Source organism: Pseudoalteromonas sp. XMcav1-K, from assembly GCF_044005875.1.
Lineage (GTDB): Bacteria > Pseudomonadota > Gammaproteobacteria > Enterobacterales > Alteromonadaceae > Pseudoalteromonas > Pseudoalteromonas spongiae.
Genome location: NZ_JBIPJE010000035.1, coordinates 58,774 through 77,595 on the forward strand (window position 1 = coordinate 58,774; position 18,822 = coordinate 77,595).

Consider the following 18,822-nt stretch of genomic DNA (forward strand, 5'->3'; position numbering starts at 1 on the left):
ACACTCTAAGTTACTCTCAAGCAAGCGATTATTTGTTTGCTTGAGAACCACACCCTACACTTCTTTAAACTTCTTGGACAAATGTCCTCATCCAGTTGCAATAAATGTGGTAGCAACGCACGAAATCAGGTAAAATGCGCGCAATTTTTTATGCAACCCACATGCAACCGTTAAGGAATTTCCGTGAGCGAACAGAAACAATCTTTAAGCTATAAAGATGCAGGCGTAGATATCGACGCTGGTAACGCATTAGTTGAACGTATCAAAGGCGTAGTTAAAAAAACTCGTCGTCCAGAAGTAATGGGCGGCATTGGTGGTTTTGGCGCACTTTGTGAACTACCAACTGGCTACAAAGAACCAGTACTTGTTGCAGGTACCGACGGTGTTGGTACTAAATTACGTTTAGCAATTGACCTTAAAAAGCACGATACCGTTGGTATCGACTTAGTTGCTATGTGTGTGAACGATTTAATCGTTCAAGGTGCTGAGCCACTATTTTTCTTAGATTACTACGCAACTGGTAAACTAGACGTTGATGTTGCTGCTGACGTAGTAACGGGCATTGGTAAAGGTTGTGAGCTTTCTGGCTGTGCACTTATCGGTGGTGAAACTGCTGAAATGCCTGGCATGTACGAAGGTGACGACTACGATATGGCTGGTTTCTGTACCGGTGTTGTTGAGAAATCAAAAATCATCGACGGCACTAAAGTAGCAGAAGGCGACCAACTAATCGCGCTTGCATCAAGCGGTCCACACTCAAACGGTTATTCATTAATCCGTAAAGTACTTGAAGTGTCTGGTGCTGATACAAATGCTGAGTTTGAAGGCAAAACATTAGGCGAACACCTAATGGAACCAACACGTATTTACGTTAAATCAATTTTAGAACTTCTAAAAGATGTTGACGTTCACGCGCTATCACACATCACAGGCGGTGGTTTCTGGGAAAACATTCCACGTGTATTACCTGAGTCTGCAAAAGCAGTGGTTAAAGGTGATAGCTGGCAATGGCCTGCTGTTTTCAACTGGTTACAAGAAAACGGTAACATTGAAACACACGAAATGTACCGTACGTTTAACTGTGGTGTTGGTATGATTTTAGTCGTGCCTGCAGATAAACTTGAGCAAAGCTTAGAAATCTTAAAGGCACAAGGCGAAGATGCATGGCACATTGGTGAAATCCAAGCTGCTAGCCAAGGCGAAGAGCAAGTAGAAATTATCTAATGACTAGCAAAATTGTCGTTTTAATTTCTGGTAGCGGCTCGAATCTTCAAGCCATTATTGATGCGGTAAAAGCGGGTCAAATTAATGGTGAAATCTGTGCGGTTATTTCTAACCGCCCAGATGCTTATGGCCTTACCCGCGCTGAAAATGCCGGCATCGAAACGCTTGTGCTTGACCATAAAGCATTTGATAGCCGTGAAGACTATGATGCAGCGTTAATGGATAAAATTGACGCTTTTAGTCCAGATCTAGTTGTATTAGCTGGTTTTATGCGTATCCTAACTCCAAGCTTAGTGCAAAATTATTTAGGAAGAATGTTGAACATTCATCCGTCTTTGTTGCCTAAGTACCAGGGTCTGAATACCCACCAAAGAGCATTGGACGCAAAAGACAAAGAGCATGGAGTTAGCGTACACTTCGTTACCGAAGAGTTAGACGGCGGTCCTGTTGTTTTGCAGGCCAAAGTTGCTATTGAGTCGGACGATACAGCGCAAACGTTAGCCCAACGTGTTCACCAACAAGAGCACATTATTTATCCTTTGGTGGTTCAGTGGTTCTGTGAAAAACGACTAACAATGGAAACAGATAATGCAGTTCTTGATGGCCAAGTTCTTCCAAAGCAAGGCGCTACAATCTAAATTTCTTATGGGTGCGGTACTTACCAGCGCCCTTTTCTCGCCATTTATTTCGGCAACACCAACACAACTTCATTCATATCAAGCTGAATACGATATTCTACGCCAAGGTGAACGTCATGGCAGCGCATTTCGCCGCCTAAATGTGTCTGAGCAAGGCTGTGAGTTAAGTTATAAAAGCGATATCAAATGGATGATTTTCAATGATAAACGCTCCGAACACGCCGAGTTTTATTGTGCGAATGGTGATATAAAGCCATTAAGCTACGTGATGGAACGTACCGGAACGGGCCCAGATCGCAAGTACACATTAAATTTCAATCACGACAAAAAGCAAGTGATGTCGAATCGCTCAAAGTACCCGCTTGAAATTAACTGGGAAACTGGCGTGCAAGATTTAATGACTTATCAAGCGAAAATGCGCTTGGATTTAATGGCAGGGAAAAAAGTATTTGATTACCCTATCGTCGATAAAAAGGGGAAAGCTCGCCACTATAAGTTTGAAATATTAGGCACAGAAACCATTACACTGCCTTATGGTAATGTCGAAACAATCAAAGCTAAACGCGTTTACAACAGCGATAAACGCCAAGCCTTAGCATGGTTTGCGCCAAGCATGGATTACCTGTTAGTACGCATGTGGAAAGGTGAAAAAGGCGTTGAGCAATTTGATGTGCAACTAAAGAGTTACGAAGTAATAAAATAACTTAAATCAATTTAATACTGTAAAAAGCAGCGACCATTCGCTGCTTTTTTAATTCATTTATTTCGATTAAAAAACGACGCAGTGAATAACGTGTGTTCATCGACAAAATGAGAATCAATAGAGACTATACTGGCACGCCTAGCTTAAATAATACAAACTCACCACCGCTCATTTTGTGCCACGATTCATTATTGGTAAGTGGCCTGGTTGCGATAACCGTTACGATGTCATTTGGTGTGGTTTCTGTTTTAAAATCAACAATCATATCTGCATCAATTAAACGCGCTTCGCCAAACGGTGCTTTACGCGTGATCCAATGTAAATTGTTCGAGCACACCGCTAATACGTATACACCATCACTGAGTAGCATGTTAAACACGCCTTTTTGTTGCAACTGAATTGCTAATTTTGCTGCATAACGAAAAACCGGTTTCATATCACTTGGCTTCTTCGGGTATTTTTTACGAATTTCATCTAAAATCCAGCAAAACGCCAACTCACTGTCAGTATTGCCCACAGGTTTGTAAAAGTCAGGCTTTAAATCTTGATAATTCGAAAGTTGTCCGTTGTGCGCATAAGTGATCTCTCTGCCCCATAACTCCCGCGTAAACGGATGCGTATTTTCAAGACACACACGACCGCGATTGCCCTGACGAATATGACTTATTACCGAACAACTTTTAATTGGGTAGGCTTTTACTAATTTGGCAATCTCAGACGTGCAACTAGGTTCAGAATCTTTAAAAGTACGACAGCCCTTACCTTCATAAAAAGTAATGCCCCAACCATCTTTATGCGGCCCTGTATTACCGCCACGCTCTAATAAACCTGAAAAGCTAAAACAAATATCCGTTGGCACATTCGCTGACATGCCGAGCAATTCACACATTGCACAACCCCATAATAAATTTAGTTAATTCTAACCATAATCTAAACTGAGTTAAAGTAATCTAAAGGCTATCTATTAGAGATTATCGAGTACTTTTTGTTGTTGTTTTGCGCGCATTTCAAGTTGCTTTTTTGCAAACTCTGCATCTGTTTTAAGTGTACTAACGCGCTCGAGATAACTTTTATCGGTATCATTTTTTTTGCGCGTTTGATTACCTGGCAACTGTGTCTCGGGCCATTCAACTTTTTCGGCAGGTAGCACCGTAAGCTCAGGTAGTTCGGCTTGCTTAGCGCCTTCTATCGGCATATCTGAATAATGTGTAACGCCTTTTTTATCAACCCACATATACACATCCACCTGCTTTTCCTGCGTAGTGCTGATGTTTGGCAATTCAATATCATTTGGAATAATTGTTTTAACACGCTTTACTGAATCCAGTAGATCATTTACAGAAAATACAGTTTCACCGTTTGGTAGTTTAATAACAAACAGCCCAATAATTGCGATTGCTAATAGCGTAAATACATAATAACTAAATCGTTTCATCTTCAAGCTCTCGGTATTCAAGCATTGCTTTATTATCAAGAAATAAAAACCCAGCCCACGTAAACAAACTCGTGACCAAAGCAATTAATACTGTTGACGCTTCTCTTGGCAGTGAAAGTAGAACAAAGTATGCAGGTATAGATAACAAACAAAATACTGAAACTTCGCTAATTTTTAATATTTTTGAGAGAAACCAAATGGCGGCCGCTGAAATTACCGCGCCAAACAACATACCAAATGCATAAGACATCAAACCATTTGCGTGCATATAATTTCCTAATGGCAAATCAGTATAGCCAAGAACAAAAGCCACTATTAGCAAAATACTTGCGATACCAATAAATAAGCCAAGTGCATATTTAATTGAAATGAACGCTGATGAATTAATCTTGTCATGGATGACCGAAAGCATGTTAATTCCTTTTAAACACAAATAGATAAGTTTACTGACAAAATACTAACAATTATTTTATGAAAGCCATAGCTATTTCATGTGGTTAGCTATAATTAATAGACTGCTTGAGTGCACATTTGTACGCTCAAAAAACCAATAATTTGTCTTGAATCTCTTGTACTGAAAAGCTAATCTTAAAGAGAATCTGGTCAGACCTCTTACAAGGATAATAACTATGACTGCTTTATTCGTACTCGGCTTGCTTGGTTGCTTAGCGATTGCTAGCTACCACAGAGCAAACTGGCATACCCATTTAACCGTTGCCGCTGCGGTATTGGTGATTGGCTCATTTATGGGCGCTTTCGCTATGATCAGCTGGCTAATTTTCTTAGCAATTGCAATTCCATTGTCGGTGACAAGCATCCGTCGCCAATACATTGTTGAGCCTATTTTCAAAGCATTTAAAAAAGTGACGCCAAGCATGAGCGACACAGAAAAATCAGCGATTGATGCAGGTACAACATGGTGGGAAGCAGACCTATTTTGCGGTAACCCAAACTGGAAAAAAATGCACCAGTACCCAGTTCCGCGTTTAACTGCCGAAGAACAGGCATTTATCGATGGCCCCGTAGAAGAAGTGTGCGCCATGTTAGATGACTGGGAAGCAACCCATGAACTAACCGACTTACCGCAAGATGTTTGGCAGTATCTAAAAGATAATAAATTCTTTGCCATGATCATCAAAAAGCAATATGGCGGTCTAGAATTCTCTGCATTTGCACAATCGTGTGTGCTGCAAAAACTAACTTCTAAATCAACGCTATTATCGTCTATCGTTGGTGTACCTAATTCATTAGGTCCAGGTGAACTATTACAACACTATGGAACTAAAGAACAAAAAGACCACTACTTACCAGGTCTTGCTAAAGGCGATGAAATTCCATGTTTTGCACTTACTTCACCAGAAGCAGGTTCTGACGCGAGCTCAATCCCTGATTTTGGTATTGTGTGTAAAGGTGAATGGAACGGTGAAGAAGTGTTAGGTATGCGCCTAACGTGGAACAAGCGTTATATTACACTCGCGCCAGTTGCAACTGTGCTTGGTCTTGCATTTAAACTACGTGACCCTGATGGATTACTAGGTTATAAAGAAGATTTAGGCATCACTTGTGCCCTTATTCCGACAAACACACCTGGCGTTAAAATTGGTCGCCGTCACTTTCCGCTTAATGTACCGTTCCAAAATGGTCCGACGCAAGGTGAAGAGGTATTTGTACCAATTGATTACATCATCGGTGGCGCAAAAATGGCTGGTCAAGGCTGGCGTATGCTGGTTGAGTGTTTATCAGTTGGTCGTGCAATTACACTACCTTCAAACTCAGCAGGTGGTATTAAAGCGCTAGCAATCGCAAGTGGTGCGTACAGCCGTATTCGTCGTCAGTTCCGTTTACCAATTGGTAAAATGGAAGGTATCGAAGAGCCATTAGCAAAACTTGGTGGTTATGCTTACAGCTCAGATGCTGCAGTTTCTATGTCTACAGGTGCAGTTGACCTTGGTGAAAAACCATCAGTAATCTCTGCTATTTTAAAATATCACCTTACAGAGCAAATGCGTGATTCAACCAAACACGCTATGGATATTCACGGCGGTAAAGGCATTTGTTTAGGTCCAAATAACTACCTAGGTCGTGGTTATCAAGGTGCGCCAATTGCCATTACTGTAGAAGGTGCGAACATCCTAACGCGTAATATGATTATCTATGGTCAAGGCGCGATTCGTTGTCATCCGTTTGTGTTATCTGAGCTCGAAGCATGTAACATTGAAGACAAAGAAGCAGCACTTGCGCAGTTTGATAAGTCACTTATGGGCCACATTGGCTTTACCATTTCCAACTTTGCACGTACTGTTTGGCTTGCCCTAACAGGCGCACGCTTTACTAAAACACCATACGATGATGAAACAGCATTGTTTTACCGTACTGCAACACGTTACAGTGCATCCCTTGCGCTAATGTCTGATATTTGTATGGCCGTTTTTGGTGGCTCACTGAAGCGTAAAGAGCGTATTTCAGCACGTTTAGGTGACTTACTAAGCTACCTATATCTAGTGTCAGCAACACTTAAGCGTTACAACGATGAAGGTCGCCGTAAAGAAGACTTCGCACTTGTTCAGTGGAGCTGTCAAGACCACTTATACCTTTGCCAACGCGCACTTGCTGATCTTATCAACAACATGCCATTTGCACCGCTTCGTGGTTTCTTAAAGCTAGTACTGTTCCCTTGGGGTCGTCCAATTCGCAAACCAACCGACGAATTAGAGCAAAAAGTAGCACGTTTACTGCAGACGCCAAGCGAAACGCGCGACCGTTTAGCACATAATATTTATGTTACTAACGAGCCATTAAACTTAATTGGTCGCCAAGAGCAAACGCTAAAAGACATTCTTGCTGTTGAACCTATCTTCGACAAAGTATGTCGTGCTAAAGGCGATAAGCTGCCATTCTTTGCCCTTGATAAAGTGGCAGAGATGGGACTTGAACTCGGTGCAATTACAAGTGATGAAGCTGAGCAATTAAAAGCCGCTGAAGTTGGCCGTTTACAAGTTATCAATGTAGATGATTTTGACCCTGCAGATTTACTGGCAGGCAAAGCAGCCCACTCTGTAAAAAAGGTAAAAGCTGCTTAAGCATTGCTTAACAATTTGATTGTGTTATAAAAAGCCAGCATTAGCTGGCTTTTTTATGCCCTACTGAAAATAAGAATGAAAGGAATCAGAGTGAAAAAAATTGTATTCATAATAGCTTCTGTTTTAGCTTTATGTATTTTTTATATTTTATTTGGCGCTAACCTAGCGCAACCCGAATCTTCAATACAGATAGTGTCGAAAAGTAAAACAAACACTGAAAATAGATTCTTTCAAAATAATGATCAGAATGTTTCCCAATTCCCCAAGAAAGAATTAATAAGTTCCCACACTGAAGCTAAAACAGAATCTCATACAAAAGATCATAAGATTGCCACATGTGACAAAGAGCCTAACTTCGATATCTATAGTTATTTTGCAACAAAGCACAAGTCAGAGGTTAATATCTTCGATGAAAATTATTTCAGCAAGTTTCTTAAAGATAATGCTGTCACATTAGAAAGTAAAACCACTGAAGCGCTCTATTCTTTAGCTATGAATTCAGATTTAATCAGTTCGTTACTTTCTTTATTTCAAGATTTTCCCGATAACAAACTGATTGCTTATCACGTGTTAGTTGCGTGCAAAAAACAAAAATGTGATGAAAAACTTATTACGAACGCACTTTATACTGACAGACATAATGGTGCGAGCTGGCTTGCATACGCGAATCTAATTCACAATGAAACTTCGCCTGAAGACACAATTAATGCACTCATAAATGCAGCTAATGCACCAACTTACACAGAATATTGGTCAGAAAGCTTTACCCTAGTTGAAGAAACCCTTAATCAATTAGGAATTAATACTGATTACTCTCCTATGCTAGCTATATCTATTTCTTCAGCATTCCCCCTTCCTAGTTTTCAAGTGATTAATAAAATTTGTCAGGATGCACAGTCAAACGACATTAAATTAATTGATGCCTGTATTAATCTAGGTAAACAACTTGAGCAAAGCCAAAGTACACTTATTTCTGCTGCAATTGGCATCGGTTTGCAAAGAAATATCTATGAAAAATTAGGTGATGAAAATGCACTTAGTTTTTTAAAAGAAAAGTCGCAAGAGTTTAATTTACAGCTTCAGCAAGGAGCCAAAGCTTCACAACTAGTATTACGAAATAAACAACAAGCTCTTGCCTATTTTGAACATTTAAAAAATAGCAATGAAGTCGAAACAAATACCTATATTATCCACCAAGCGATAGCGCTTAGTAATCAACCACACTTAGATCCTTGCCAAATTAACTGGTGATTGAATTTAGCTTCCATTTCAAAATGTTATTCTTGTGTTAGGACACTTCTTAATACACCCAATAGTTAATCGTTATCATTAAGCCATTAATAACAAACCAACCAAGGGCATAATGGCTTGGTTTATACTTAGCAACCGCAATTGTTAACGCCCCAGCGACGGCAAAAATAATCAGGCTTTGTAAACTCACTACAATCAATTGCAAACTCATTAAACCTACAACTGCCAAGCTCATAGGCACAACATATTGGCCATAAACCAACGTATTCGCATTGCGTAAACTGTTTAACCACAATTTGTACTGTATCACGCATTCGTTTTGATTAAGTTGCTGACTTGAAGCAATATAAACGATAAACGGCGATATAAAACAATGAACAAAAAAGCCTAAATCTGGCCGTTGTAAATTAAGTACATTTGCAAATACCCATAAGGCAAGTAACATTAATACACGCCACCAAATTTCGGCAAAAGCATGGCTATGATAGCTAACCCAAAAACCGAGGTTAAACTTCGTCAGCCGTTTGAAAGCTAAGCTATTTGGCCAAAACGCAACGCCAACCAACAGTGCAATATAACTGGTTAACAACCAAAGCAAGCTTAAATCAAATAGCACTGGCAACAGAATGACCGTAATTACATATAACTTTATTCGTGTAGTTTTGAGGGTGGCAACAAATCCACTGCCGAGCACACAAATGCAAAACAATACAAAATGAAGGCCTTGTTGCCATTTGCTCAAGTCTAACGATAACAACAAAGGCACACTCAGTAAAAATACCAAATTACCGGCTAAAGCTAAAGCATAATCACATAACACGCGCATTTCTTTGCTCGCAAATGAGCGTTGATAAAGACGGTGTTTTACATCAAGCGCACCTTTACTCAATGCGACACTGAGTTCACTCTGCATCACGATTAATGCAACCGATAATAAAATACTTAATGTTGGGTCCTGCGTCATAACTTTGCCAAGCGCAAGGTAAATGAGCAGAATTAGTGCAGGAAAAGCGGTATACATAAACAGCGCTAAAATAACGCCTAATTGCTTTAATTGACCCAATTGTTCAGCAATGAAATGATGAAAAGCCGCAATGCGATATTCGAAAAATGAAAAATTACGCACTTATCAACGCCTGTACTTCAAATCCAGATTGTAAAAATGGCTCAGGCTCATGACTGGTTAAAATAACTTGGCCTTGAAACTCGTCAATACACGCCAGCAGCACAGGCACACTTTTATGCTCAAGTGCCGCCGTGGGCTCATCCAATAACAACACTGAGGCTTTGCGCATAAACGCATTTATCAGTTGAAGCTTTTTAAGGTTACCACTCGAAAGGTTAATCACTTTAGTGTGTAAAAAGTCATTAAAGCCAAAGCGCTTAACCAAGCTTTCAAGATTGTCACACTCTTGATGCATGTAAGTTAAATCTAATACTTGTTTAGCCGTTAAAAACTCTGGAAAAATAATTTTATCACTCGCTAAAGCGACATTCGTTTGTAAAAACCGGGCATTGGCGCTTTGCTGTTGCAGTAAAATCTCGCCTTGTTGAAATGATTCCAACCCTGCAAGCATGGCTAATAGGGTTGATTTACCAAGGCCATTTGGTCCGGTAATTAAGACACGCTGAGAAGTAAATTGGCAGGTATAATCTGAAAACACAACTTTATCAAAATAAAGTTTGGTTAAACTGCGTATTTGAAACAAACGACCTGCCCTTTCATCTTGAATGCGTTTTGGTGTGCACATTTTGCTTATTTATGCACTTATAGTCAAAGACTTATGATTAGCTATACTATAAACTACCAGCAAATATCACAGTAATCAGAGGCAATACACCAATGAAAAACCATGGCTTTACACTTATTGAACTGATCATTGTGATTGTTATTTTAGGCCTACTTGCAGTCGTTGCAGTACCTAAATTTTTAAACTTGCAGCAAGCGTCACGCATTAGTGTGTTAGAAGCAACAGCCGCTTCAATGAAAGCCACCGCAGAACAAGTTCACGCGAAAGCGTTAGTGCAAGATGTTAAAAATGGTAGTGTTCAGCTCGATGAGCTTGGCATTAGTGTACTGGTTTACAACGGCTATGTTGAAGGCTACTGGAATGGCGCTTGGCGTTACATTTTAAATATTGGCAAAGAAACCCCATTTACATCACCAAGCGCTGTATGCACGGCAAATAGTTTATGCGGCGTGGGTAGACAACAAACTGCGCCTGGCTTTCCACTAGCTACAAATGGAGCGCAAGGGCTTATTCTTATTTGGCCACAGGGACTTCGCTTAAGCGATGAATGCTATGCATACTATTATAATCGCGAAGATGGTACACAACCGAACACTGGTGTAGTCAGTTCTGGTTGTTAAAAGCCATTATTTGTTGGCTTACAGTAAGAAAATTAGTTTTGCTGGTTGTCGAAACACTGTTTTAAACTAAACAGCATACCTTTTTTCAAGCCATCGACATAAATACTGCTTCTTATTGTACCCTCCGCATTCTCGCCACGCATTATACCACCAGCGGAAAATTTAAAGAGCACTTCATTACCTTTCACCTTTTGGCATAGCTCACGCTCTTTCACTTGGTAGCCGACAGCAAATCCCGCAGGCCACATCGCAGCCATCAACCCGACAACAATTACCCCTGATATAACAAGCTTTTTCATTAATTTCTTTCCCAAAAAAATTTGTCATAGCCTAAACCCAGAAAACTGAATATCGGATTAATTAATCACAAAAAATAGTGCGTTAAGAGTTAGACCAATAATAAATTTATCTCACACACGGTGTTGATAATAGAGCTAATAAATAAAAGTGATAATGGAAAAGCTAGAATTTACAGAGTGAAATTACTAAGAGTATTAATGGTGAAATAGATTTTTGACTTAGAGAAATAAAATCAGAATAAAAGCGTAAAGCTTATAATGAAAATTCATTAGGGGAGTATAAATGGCGGAGTGGACGGGACTCGAACCCGCGACCCCCGGCGTGACAGGCCGGTATTCTAACCAACTGAACTACCACTCCGCATCGGGGAGAATTTGCTAATGGCGGAGTGGACGGGACTCGAACCCGCGACCCCCGGCGTGACAGGCCGGTATTCTAACCAACTGAACTACCACTCCGCTGAGCAAATTTTTAAATGATATAAGATGGCGGAGTGGACGGGACTCGAACCCGCGACCCCCGGCGTGACAGGCCGGTATTCTAACCAACTGAACTACCACTCCGCAGCGTATATCATTTTAAATTGTTTTATTCCTAATGGCGGAGTGGACGGGACTCGAACCCGCGACCCCCGGCGTGACAGGCCGGTATTCTAACCAACTGAACTACCACTCCGCGAAGGAATAATGGCTACTCTTTAAATTAATGGCGGAGTGGACGGGACTCGAACCCGCGACCCCCGGCGTGACAGGCCGGTATTCTAACCAACTGAACTACCACTCCTAAAGAGTAACGTTTGAAATAATTGGCGGAGTGGACGGGACTCGAACCCGCGACCCCCGGCGTGACAGGCCGGTATTCTAACCAACTGAACTACCACTCCGCGTCATTTCAAACCTGTCATGACTCACTTTTGATTTGACTCTCAGTGCTCCTTGACAGCGGCGTGAATAATACGAATCACCCCTTTAAGAGTCAATAGTTTTTTTGCTTTTTTCTCGCTTTTTTACTCATCTGGCAACGAAAGGTTCAAAATTTCATCTGAACTGTCTGATTTCTGCTCAGAACCCGCTACTTTTTGTTCTTCTTGGCCTTTTTTGTTTTTCTTCAATTTACTCATCAAGCCACCTAATAACGGTTTTTTCTGAATAAATACACGGATCACAATAAAGCCAATTAAGATAATAAGCACATTACCCACCACAGCCCAGATGATAATTTGCTCAACATCGAGTTCTGGCTCTGGTGGCAGTTCCGGCTCTTGGTTTATTTCCGGTAAAATGGGTGCAGGTTGTTCTGGTACAGCTTCAATCGGTTTATCTATTTCAAACTCTTGCTTATCGATTTTAGCAACAAACTCACGACCATTAACGTTACTACCAAATAGCGTTAACTCAACCTCATACACACCCCAATCGTAATTTATTAAGGTTAATTCACGCACCGCTTTATCTTGCGCTTCAAGATTAAAGGCTTGCGTCTCGCCATTAGGGTAAAAAATTGTACCTTGATAAATGAGTGATTCGGGCTGAACTTTCTCGGTATTCACATTAAGCGTAAGCTGATGGTGCTCTTCGTCCTCACCCGCTTCGCTAAATTCAAAGGTAATAGGTGCGTTTTCGATAATAATGGGATCTTTTACCAAACTGCGTCTTAATATTGGCGTTCGTACTTCGTATTCAGGCTGCCATTCACCAGAGGCAAAATTAAGCGCAAACTCACCGGTAAATACACCATCGCCCGGTCTTTCATCATAGCCTTTGCCATCATCCAATAGTTCTGCAATAGGCACGGGCTTTGCGCCAAAATTAAGGTAATCCTTATTATTCGTGCTAACAAAATCGACATTTAACGTCACTAAATCACGAAACAGCCCTTCTTCAATAGGTTTGCCGCCATTTGTTAAGCGACCCGTTACTTTGATGGTTTCGCCTTTAAATAATAGTGGTGGCAGCGGATCTACATGTAATTCAATATCACTTAAGATCATTAATTTACTGTCGGGTAGGATTTTTCCGATGGCTTGCCATGGACCTGGCATTGGCTTTTTAATTTTTATAATGTCGTAGGTTTCGTCATCAAACCATTCAATATTCATATCACCCAGCGAGGTAGTCGCATAAATTTTACTACCATCGGGCCTTACAAGAATGACTGCTGGTGTACCTTTTTGACGAAAGAAGAGTAACGTGATTTCATCAACTTGATAGTCTATGCGAAAACGGTTGTCGAAAATCTTAAGTTCATTTTGTTCGCTATTACGTTGAATTACGTCTAATTCAGTCTGCTGCGCAAAGCTATTCGAAATCAAAAATAAACTAAAAAACCCTAACAACCATTTTTTCATTATGCGTCCTCAGTAAGCCAAAGGCAGTGGCCACCTTTATCATTAACCAAATTTAAGCGCTCTAAGTGTGCCGCTTGTTCTTCGTTATCGGCAAATACGACGTTTAGTCGAGGTCTATCTGGCGAAAGTCGGCGAATACCTTTACTGTTATCACCACTTTGCCCTTCTTTATTGGCAAGGTTAAGGCTTACTTGACCACCTGTCATGCCTAAATACACATCAGCCAATATCTCTGAATCGAGTAAAGCGCCGTGCAGTGTACGTTTTGAGTTATCTATATCGTAGCGGCGACATAAGGCATCGAGGTTATTTTTTTGCCCTGGGTGTAAATCACGCGCCATCGCAAGGGTATCGAGTACTTGGCAAACGTCGTGGGTTTTGGGGTAATTTTGTCTCAGCAGCGCAAATTCATGATCCATAAAGCCAACGTCGAACGCTGCATTATGAATGACCAGCTCACCGCCTTTGATGTAATCTAAAAACTCTGCCGCGACATCGCGAAACTTAGGTTTGCCCGCAAGAAAGTCGCGTGTAATACCGTGTACAAAGATCGCCTCGTCTTCAATATCTCGCTCTGGATCAATGTAAACGTGAAAGTTATTTCCGGTGAGCCTACGGTTTACTAATTCAACACAGCCGATTTCAATAATGCGGTGCCCTTGCTTAGGGTCGATACCCGTTGTTTCAGTATCCAGTACTATTTGCCTGTGAGCCATATCGCCAAATCACAAATTTTGTTATGTTAATAACTTCATTCTACATAATTTAAAGGCAAACTGTGCAAAAAAACGTAGAGATTTTTACTGATGGTTCATGTCTGGGCAACCCAGGTCCAGGTGGCTATGGCACCCTACTTCGCTACAAAGGTCATGAAAAAGAGTTGAGTCAAGGTTATACCTTAACTACAAATAATCGCATGGAACTGCTCGCAGCGATTATTGGCTTAGAGTCATTAAAAGAGCCCTGTCAGGTTATTCTCACTACCGATAGTCAATATGTGAAGCAAGGTATTGAATCTTGGCTTGCCAACTGGAAAAAGCGCGGCTGGAAAACCGCCAGCAAGCAAGATGTAAAAAATAAAGATCTATGGCAACGCCTTGATGCTGCCAATTCAAAGCACGACGTTGAGTGGCGCTGGGTGAAAGGCCATGCGGGTCACGCGGAAAATGAACGCGTTGACGACTTAGCCAGAGAGGCCGCAGAAAGTAGCGACTTGCTTGAAGATACTGGATTCGTAGCGCAAAGCTAGATCTCTTTATTACTCTATGATATATCTTATTCCATATTTGATATATCCAGTTTTTGCTAGTATGAATGTAACCATTGAAAGTTTCTTTCACAAACAGTCTTCAACCATCAGTTATGTGGTATTTGATAACCGTAGCTTAAAAGCAATGGTTATCGATGCCGCTGTTGATTTTGATATTGCTTCGGGCAACGTCGGCTACCAGTTTGCTGATTCGATTATTCATTATATTGATAGCCACCACTTAGATGTTGATTGGATTTTAGAAACACACGCCCATGCAGATCATTTATCTGCCGCGCAATACCTTAAGCAAAAACTCGGGGCTAAAGTGGCAACAGGCAAGCACATTACGCAAGTGCAGCAGCATTTTAATAAAGTATTTAACTTCGATACTCCAACGGATGGTAGTCAATTTTGCCATTTATTCGACGATGGCGAAGTCTTTTATTTAGGTGAAGAAGCGGTTACCGTGATGTTTACACCAGGACACACGCCAGACAGCGTTACCTATATTGTCGATGGTAGTGCATTTGTTGGTGATACACTGTTTATGCCAGATAGCGGCACGGCGCGTTGCGATTTCCCAGGCGGTGATGCCAGCCAACTGTATCATTCAATTCAACGCATTTTTGAACTTGGTAACGATACCCACTTATATATGTGCCATGATTATCAACCAAATGGTCGCGAAGTGAGTGTTGTCACCAGTGTTGAGGCGCAAAAACAATATAATGTGCACTTAAAGCACGGCATTACCCAACACGATTATGTGAAAACCCGCGAATCGCGAGATGCCGATTTAGCGGTACCCAAATTGATTCACCCTTCAATTCAAGTAAATATCAATGCGGGACACTTTCCCAAAGCCGAAGCGAATGGCACCACTTACTTAAAAATACCGCTAACGTTTAACTAGATTCACGTTTTGAGCTAATAGAAGCATTTCGAGGAGTGCTTCTTAGCCCTACACCTCTTACCGCTGGATTAAATTGCGGACGAGCATGCCATTTCGGTTTAATCGGCGTTAATGGCGCAACACGTTTTCTTGCCACAATCACGTATACACTACCCGTCGGTTTTAAATAATGTTGGCAAAACGATTGCCACGCTGCAAAACGCGATAGACGCTTACCACGAGCAAGCGATGAGTAAATCGCTCGTTCTTCAAATACCACTTCGAACCCTAATAAATGTAACCAGTCTTTAACTCGTGCTGGGGTAAAAAAGCGCCCACTCCACGGTAACTTTTGCTTGGCAAAAGGCAGTATGCGCGCCAAGCCACAAAAGCTAAATGGATTAAAACCGCTAAGCACTAAGTAGCCGCCAGGCATTAATACTCGATGCACTTCTCGTAAGCAGTGGTGAGGGTCGGTTAAATACTCCAAACCATGACTTAATATACAGCCATCGACTGTTTGTTCAGAAAAAGGTAATTCATCAATGTGCGCTCTTACTCCGGCTTTACTCGAGTTTGCGACATTTACTTGATGTTTAATAACACACGCAGAGGTATCTAACTCAGCGCTCAGCTCACCTATTTTGAGCAAGTGATAGCCAAAAATTCGGTTTAACCACGGCGTGAAGATTTCCTCGATTTCTTGTTTTAAGTATTCGCCATGCGGAAAATCATACCAAGAATGGGGTTGAATGGTATTTTGTAAACTTAGCGCTGGTTTCAAGTCTTTGCCTCGTTATAATGAGAGATAGCCTACAGAGTAAACATAACAGAGCAAGTGAATATGGTACAAGTAATTCCCATTCCCGCGTTTAACGACAATTACATTTGGGCATTGGTTAATCAAGACAATAAACAGCTTTATGTGGTTGACCCAGGTGACGCGGAACCCGTTTTAGCGTTCTGCCGCGAGCACTCGTTACCGCTAAAAGGTATCTTAATTACCCATCATCATTGGGATCACACTAACGGGGTTGAAAAGCTGGTTAAGAAGTTTAATGGTTTACCCGTTTATGGCCCGAGCAACAGCCCTTTTGAAGGCATTACCCATAAACTTAAAGATGACGCTGTTATAACACTGGATGAATTACAACTGACATTAGCAATTATGCATGTGCCGGGACATACCCTTGATCATATTGCGTATTATAATGAAAACATGATTTTTTGTGGCGATACACTTTTTAATGGTGGATGTGGTCGATTATTTGAAGGCACGCCATCACAAATGCTCACATCGCTTTTACGTATCGCAGCCCTGCCCGATTCAACACAGGTTTATTGCACCCATGAATATACGCGTGCCAACCTAGATTTTGCTGCATATATCGAGCCAGACAATCATACGCTTGTTGCCTATCGCGATGAACTTGCCAAACATAGTGATATTTCCTTGCCTACCACAATAGAAGAGCAAAAGGCGATAAACCCATTTTTACGCACACATGAACATAATGTAAGAACCAGTGTGTTAGCTAAAAATTCAGTTACCGAAATAAACGATGTCAGTGTTTTTGCCGCCTTAAGGGAACTAAAGGACAATTATTAAATCTATTTATCAATTAATGATAAAAATAAATGAAATTGGCAATTTTTAGCCAAGATCGGTATTATTCGGCGTTCCGTTTTAACTCGGTATTTTGTATTAATGACTTATAAGCAAATAATTGCCCTAAGCGCCAGTGTATGGCTTGTGGGCTGTCAAACGACAAATCAATCTCAATCAGAAAATACGACAGAGCCAAACTATAAAGTTGCCAGCTCACAAGACGTATATGATGCATTAACAGTGCTTGCACTTGCAGAAGAAGAGCAAGAAGTCATTGAACAAATCCCTGAATTTGACGATGTGTGGCAACGTATTCGCTATCAGCTTTCGATTCCTGTGCCGCAAAATCGTGCCGTAGTTGCCGAGCGTAATTACTACGCTAAGCACCAAAAATATTTAGATCGTATCGCCACACGTGGTACTCCCTACCTTCACTATATTGTGGAAGAGGTCGAAAAGCGTCAGATCCCTATTGAAATTGCGCTATTACCTATTGTTGAAAGCGCATTTGACCCATTTGGCTACTCGCACCGCAGTGCTTCTGGTATTTGGCAGTTTATGCCAGCCACAGGTGAGCGTTTCGGTCTAAAGCAGAATTGGTGGTACGACGGTCGTCGCGATATTACCGAGTCTACTCGCGCTGCACTTGAATATTTAACGTATTTACACAAAACACTTGATGGTGATTGGCTAAATGCGATCGCTGCATATAATTCAGGTGAAGGTCGTGTATTACGTGCGATTAAAAAGAACCGTAAAAAGCAGTTACCAACTGATTTTTGGTCGCTTGATTTACCGCGAGAAACAACCCAATACGTACCTAAACTGCTAGCGCTATCAGACTTACTTGCGCGCTCAGACGAGTTTAAAGTAACGTGGAAAAAAATAGATAATAAGCCTGCGGTTGAATTGGTTAATACTGGCGGTCAAATTGACTTAGCAAAAGCCGCTGAAATGGCCGACATTCCAGTGACTGAAATGTATAAGTTAAACCCCGCATTTAACCGTTGGGCAACCGATCCAACCGGTCCGCATAAGCTACTTGTGCCAGCAGATAAAGCTTATGGCTTCAAAGCACAACTTGCCAAAATGGATGCGAAAGATCGCATTCGTTGGCAGCAATACACAGTAAAATCAGGCGATAGCCTATCAAAAATCGCCAAGCAATTTGATACCAGCACGACTAGCATCAAAACGCTAAACAAGTTGAGCAACAATACTATTCGCGTTGGTCAACAGCTGTTTGTACCTTTAAGTAATGGTGAAATAGACAATAACTTATTAAGCGGTCCAATGCGTATTGCAGCTAACAACAAAGCAAACCGCAAAACTACGCACACAGTCGTTAGTGGCGATAGTCTGTGGAAAATTGGTCGTAAATATAAAGTATCAACCAAAGACTTAATGAAGTGGAATAACTTACGCAAAAATGCGACCTTACGTCTTGGCCAGCAGTTAACGGTTTATCAAAAAACCAGTTCAACCTTAGCGGGTAATGTGACTGAACGCACCATCACCTATAAAGTGCGCAAAGGTGATTCGTTAGCGCGCATTGCGGGTTTGTATAAAGTGTCAGTATCGGACATTATGAAATGGAATGGCATTACCAAGAATGAATACATTCAACCTGGACAAAAGCTAAAACTAAAAGTGGATGTAAAAACAGGTTAACACCAAGCAAACATATTAAAAAAGGCGCTATTTAGCGCCTTTTTTGTGT

At 41.1% G+C, this 18,822-nt stretch carries 19 protein-coding genes and 6 tRNA genes; 10 read left to right on the forward strand and 15 right to left on the reverse strand.

The genetic code is table 11. The features are described from left to right. Positions 1-183: 183 nt before the first annotated feature. From purM to ACHSBP_RS06440, 3 genes are read left to right on the forward strand one after another with little or no spacing between them, the layout of a single operon-like run. Positions 184-1,224: a phosphoribosylformylglycinamidine cyclo-ligase gene (gene purM, locus ACHSBP_RS06430; protein ID WP_010560454.1), complete on the forward strand. Its 1,041-nt coding sequence runs from the start codon at positions 184-186 to the stop codon at positions 1,222-1,224. Next, a complete protein-coding gene (purN, locus tag ACHSBP_RS06435) occupies positions 1,224-1,862 on the forward strand; it encodes a phosphoribosylglycinamide formyltransferase (RefSeq protein WP_010560455.1) in 639 nt (212 codons plus the stop codon). The genes purM and purN overlap by 1 nt, the downstream gene beginning before the upstream one ends. Further along, entirely contained in the window at positions 1,813-2,565 is a 753-nt protein-coding gene (locus ACHSBP_RS06440) for a DUF3108 domain-containing protein (RefSeq protein WP_148665228.1), read from the forward strand. The genes purN and ACHSBP_RS06440 overlap by 50 nt, the downstream gene beginning before the upstream one ends. Positions 2,566-2,689: 124 nt before the next feature. Here the strand turns inward: ACHSBP_RS06440 and ACHSBP_RS06445 are convergent, their stop codons facing one another. The 3 genes from ACHSBP_RS06445 to ACHSBP_RS06455 all read right to left on the reverse strand — a co-directional run bounded on the left by ACHSBP_RS06445 (position 2,690) and on the right by ACHSBP_RS06455 (position 4,412). Next, positions 2,690-3,454, reverse strand: a complete 765-nt coding sequence (locus tag ACHSBP_RS06445) for a class II glutamine amidotransferase (RefSeq protein ID WP_010560457.1) — start codon at positions 3,452-3,454, stop codon at positions 2,690-2,692. A gap of 75 nt (positions 3,455-3,529) precedes the next feature. After that, positions 3,530-4,000 (reverse strand): DUF4124 domain-containing protein, encoded by a 471-nt coding sequence (locus tag ACHSBP_RS06450; RefSeq protein ID WP_021033070.1) that lies wholly within the window; start codon positions 3,998-4,000, stop codon positions 3,530-3,532. Next, the gene (locus tag ACHSBP_RS06455; RefSeq protein ID WP_395388389.1) at positions 3,987-4,412 is read right to left on the reverse strand and encodes a hypothetical protein; all 426 of its coding nucleotides are present in this window, start codon (positions 4,410-4,412) and stop codon (positions 3,987-3,989) included. The genes ACHSBP_RS06450 and ACHSBP_RS06455 overlap by 14 nt, the downstream gene beginning before the upstream one ends. A 217-nt stretch (positions 4,413-4,629) precedes the next feature. On the opposite strand from ACHSBP_RS06455, the gene fadE reads away from it, so the two are divergent. Next, the gene (gene fadE, locus ACHSBP_RS06460) at positions 4,630-7,080 is read left to right on the forward strand and encodes an acyl-CoA dehydrogenase FadE (RefSeq protein ID WP_395388390.1); all 2,451 of its coding nucleotides are present in this window, start codon (positions 4,630-4,632) and stop codon (positions 7,078-7,080) included. Between the two features lie 90 nt (positions 7,081-7,170). Further along, positions 7,171-8,331, forward strand: a complete 1,161-nt coding sequence (locus tag ACHSBP_RS06465) for a hypothetical protein (RefSeq protein WP_395388391.1) — start codon at positions 7,171-7,173, stop codon at positions 8,329-8,331. A gap of 49 nt (positions 8,332-8,380) precedes the next feature. Here the strand turns inward: ACHSBP_RS06465 and ACHSBP_RS06470 are convergent, their stop codons facing one another. Continuing rightward, entirely contained in the window at positions 8,381-9,457 is a 1,077-nt protein-coding gene (locus tag ACHSBP_RS06470) for a DUF6136 family protein (protein WP_395388392.1), read from the reverse strand. Next, positions 9,450-10,082, reverse strand: coding sequence for an ATP-binding cassette domain-containing protein (locus ACHSBP_RS06475; protein WP_395388393.1), 633 nt, complete (start codon positions 10,080-10,082; stop codon positions 9,450-9,452). Before ACHSBP_RS06475 ends, ACHSBP_RS06470 begins: the two co-directional genes overlap by 8 nt. A gap of 92 nt (positions 10,083-10,174) precedes the next feature. Here ACHSBP_RS06475 and ACHSBP_RS06480 point away from each other — a divergent pair, with 92 nt between their 5' ends. After that, on the forward strand, positions 10,175-10,702 hold the full coding sequence (locus ACHSBP_RS06480) for a prepilin-type N-terminal cleavage/methylation domain-containing protein (protein ID WP_395388394.1): 528 nt from the start codon (positions 10,175-10,177) through the stop codon (positions 10,700-10,702). 32 nt (positions 10,703-10,734) lie between these two features. Here the strand turns inward: ACHSBP_RS06480 and ACHSBP_RS06485 are convergent, their stop codons facing one another. The 9 genes from ACHSBP_RS06485 to dnaQ form a co-directional block, all read right to left on the reverse strand. Beyond that, entirely contained in the window at positions 10,735-11,001 is a 267-nt protein-coding gene (locus ACHSBP_RS06485) for a hypothetical protein (protein WP_395388395.1), read from the reverse strand. Between the two features lie 284 nt (positions 11,002-11,285). Further along, positions 11,286-11,362 (reverse strand) — tRNA-Asp (locus tag ACHSBP_RS06490). Positions 11,363-11,383: 21 nt separating this feature from the next. Beyond that, positions 11,384-11,460, reverse strand: a tRNA-Asp gene (locus ACHSBP_RS06495). Positions 11,461-11,488: 28 nt separating this feature from the next. Then, positions 11,489-11,565: transfer RNA gene (locus ACHSBP_RS06500), tRNA-Asp, on the reverse strand. A 35-nt stretch (positions 11,566-11,600) separates the two neighbouring features. Then, positions 11,601-11,677 (reverse strand) — tRNA-Asp (locus ACHSBP_RS06505). Positions 11,678-11,708: 31 nt separating this feature from the next. Next, a tRNA-Asp gene (locus ACHSBP_RS06510) sits at positions 11,709-11,785 on the reverse strand. Positions 11,786-11,808: 23 nt separating this feature from the next. Then, a tRNA-Asp gene (locus tag ACHSBP_RS06515) sits at positions 11,809-11,885 on the reverse strand. Between the two features lie 123 nt (positions 11,886-12,008). Beyond that, on the reverse strand, positions 12,009-13,349 hold the full coding sequence (locus ACHSBP_RS06520; RefSeq protein ID WP_395388396.1) for a TIGR03503 family protein: 1,341 nt from the start codon (positions 13,347-13,349) through the stop codon (positions 12,009-12,011). Next, entirely contained in the window at positions 13,349-14,065 is a 717-nt protein-coding gene (gene dnaQ / locus ACHSBP_RS06525; protein ID WP_010560467.1) for a DNA polymerase III subunit epsilon, read from the reverse strand. The genes ACHSBP_RS06520 and dnaQ overlap by 1 nt, the downstream gene beginning before the upstream one ends. A gap of 62 nt (positions 14,066-14,127) precedes the next feature. On the opposite strand from dnaQ, the gene rnhA reads away from it, so the two are divergent. Together rnhA and ACHSBP_RS06535 are read left to right on the forward strand one after the other, a co-directional pair. Continuing rightward, a complete protein-coding gene (gene rnhA, locus ACHSBP_RS06530) occupies positions 14,128-14,598 on the forward strand; it encodes a ribonuclease HI (RefSeq protein ID WP_100913096.1) in 471 nt (156 codons plus the stop codon). Positions 14,599-14,659: 61 nt separating this feature from the next. Further along, entirely contained in the window at positions 14,660-15,514 is an 855-nt protein-coding gene (locus ACHSBP_RS06535; protein WP_395388397.1) for an MBL fold metallo-hydrolase, read from the forward strand. Here ACHSBP_RS06535 and ACHSBP_RS06540 read toward each other — a convergent pair. After that, positions 15,507-16,277 carry a class I SAM-dependent methyltransferase gene (locus ACHSBP_RS06540; RefSeq protein WP_395388398.1) on the reverse strand — a complete coding sequence of 257 codons (771 nt, stop codon included), beginning with the start codon at positions 16,275-16,277 and terminating at the stop codon, positions 15,507-15,509. The genes ACHSBP_RS06535 and ACHSBP_RS06540 overlap by 8 nt on opposite strands. A 60-nt stretch (positions 16,278-16,337) precedes the next feature. Here ACHSBP_RS06540 and gloB point away from each other — a divergent pair, with 60 nt between their 5' ends. After that, positions 16,338-17,102 (forward strand): hydroxyacylglutathione hydrolase, encoded by a 765-nt coding sequence (gene gloB, locus ACHSBP_RS06545; protein ID WP_395388399.1) that lies wholly within the window; start codon positions 16,338-16,340, stop codon positions 17,100-17,102. 99 nt (positions 17,103-17,201) lie between these two features. After that, positions 17,202-18,773: a LysM peptidoglycan-binding domain-containing protein gene (locus ACHSBP_RS06550; RefSeq protein ID WP_395388400.1), complete on the forward strand. Its 1,572-nt coding sequence runs from the start codon at positions 17,202-17,204 to the stop codon at positions 18,771-18,773. Positions 18,774-18,822: the final 49 nt, after the last annotated feature.

Coding starts and splice junctions, on each gene's coding strand:
- purN (WP_010560455.1), top strand. CDS start 1,224: ATGACTAGCAAAATTGTCGTTTTAATTTCTGGTAGCGGCTCGAATCTT.
- ACHSBP_RS06440 (WP_148665228.1), top strand. CDS start 1,813: ATGCAGTTCTTGATGGCCAAGTTCTTCCAAAGCAAGGCGCTACAATCT.
- ACHSBP_RS06445 (WP_010560457.1), bottom strand. CDS start 3,454: ATGTGTGAATTGCTCGGCATGTCAGCGAATGTGCCAACGGATATTTGT.
- ACHSBP_RS06450 (WP_021033070.1), bottom strand. CDS start 4,000: ATGAAACGATTTAGTTATTATGTATTTACGCTATTAGCAATCGCAATT.
- ACHSBP_RS06455 (WP_395388389.1), bottom strand. CDS start 4,412: ATGCTTTCGGTCATCCATGACAAGATTAATTCATCAGCGTTCATTTCA.
- fadE (WP_395388390.1), top strand. CDS start 4,630: ATGACTGCTTTATTCGTACTCGGCTTGCTTGGTTGCTTAGCGATTGCT.
- ACHSBP_RS06475 (WP_395388393.1), bottom strand. CDS start 10,082: ATGTGCACACCAAAACGCATTCAAGATGAAAGGGCAGGTCGTTTGTTT.
- ACHSBP_RS06480 (WP_395388394.1), top strand. CDS start 10,175: ATGAAAAACCATGGCTTTACACTTATTGAACTGATCATTGTGATTGTT.
- ACHSBP_RS06485 (WP_395388395.1), bottom strand. CDS start 11,001: ATGAAAAAGCTTGTTATATCAGGGGTAATTGTTGTCGGGTTGATGGCT.
- ACHSBP_RS06520 (WP_395388396.1), bottom strand. CDS start 13,349: ATGAAAAAATGGTTGTTAGGGTTTTTTAGTTTATTTTTGATTTCGAAT.
- dnaQ (WP_010560467.1), bottom strand. CDS start 14,065: ATGGCTCACAGGCAAATAGTACTGGATACTGAAACAACGGGTATCGAC.
- ACHSBP_RS06535 (WP_395388397.1), top strand. CDS start 14,660: ATGAATGTAACCATTGAAAGTTTCTTTCACAAACAGTCTTCAACCATC.
- gloB (WP_395388399.1), top strand. CDS start 16,338: ATGGTACAAGTAATTCCCATTCCCGCGTTTAACGACAATTACATTTGG.
- ACHSBP_RS06550 (WP_395388400.1), top strand. CDS start 17,202: ATGACTTATAAGCAAATAATTGCCCTAAGCGCCAGTGTATGGCTTGTG.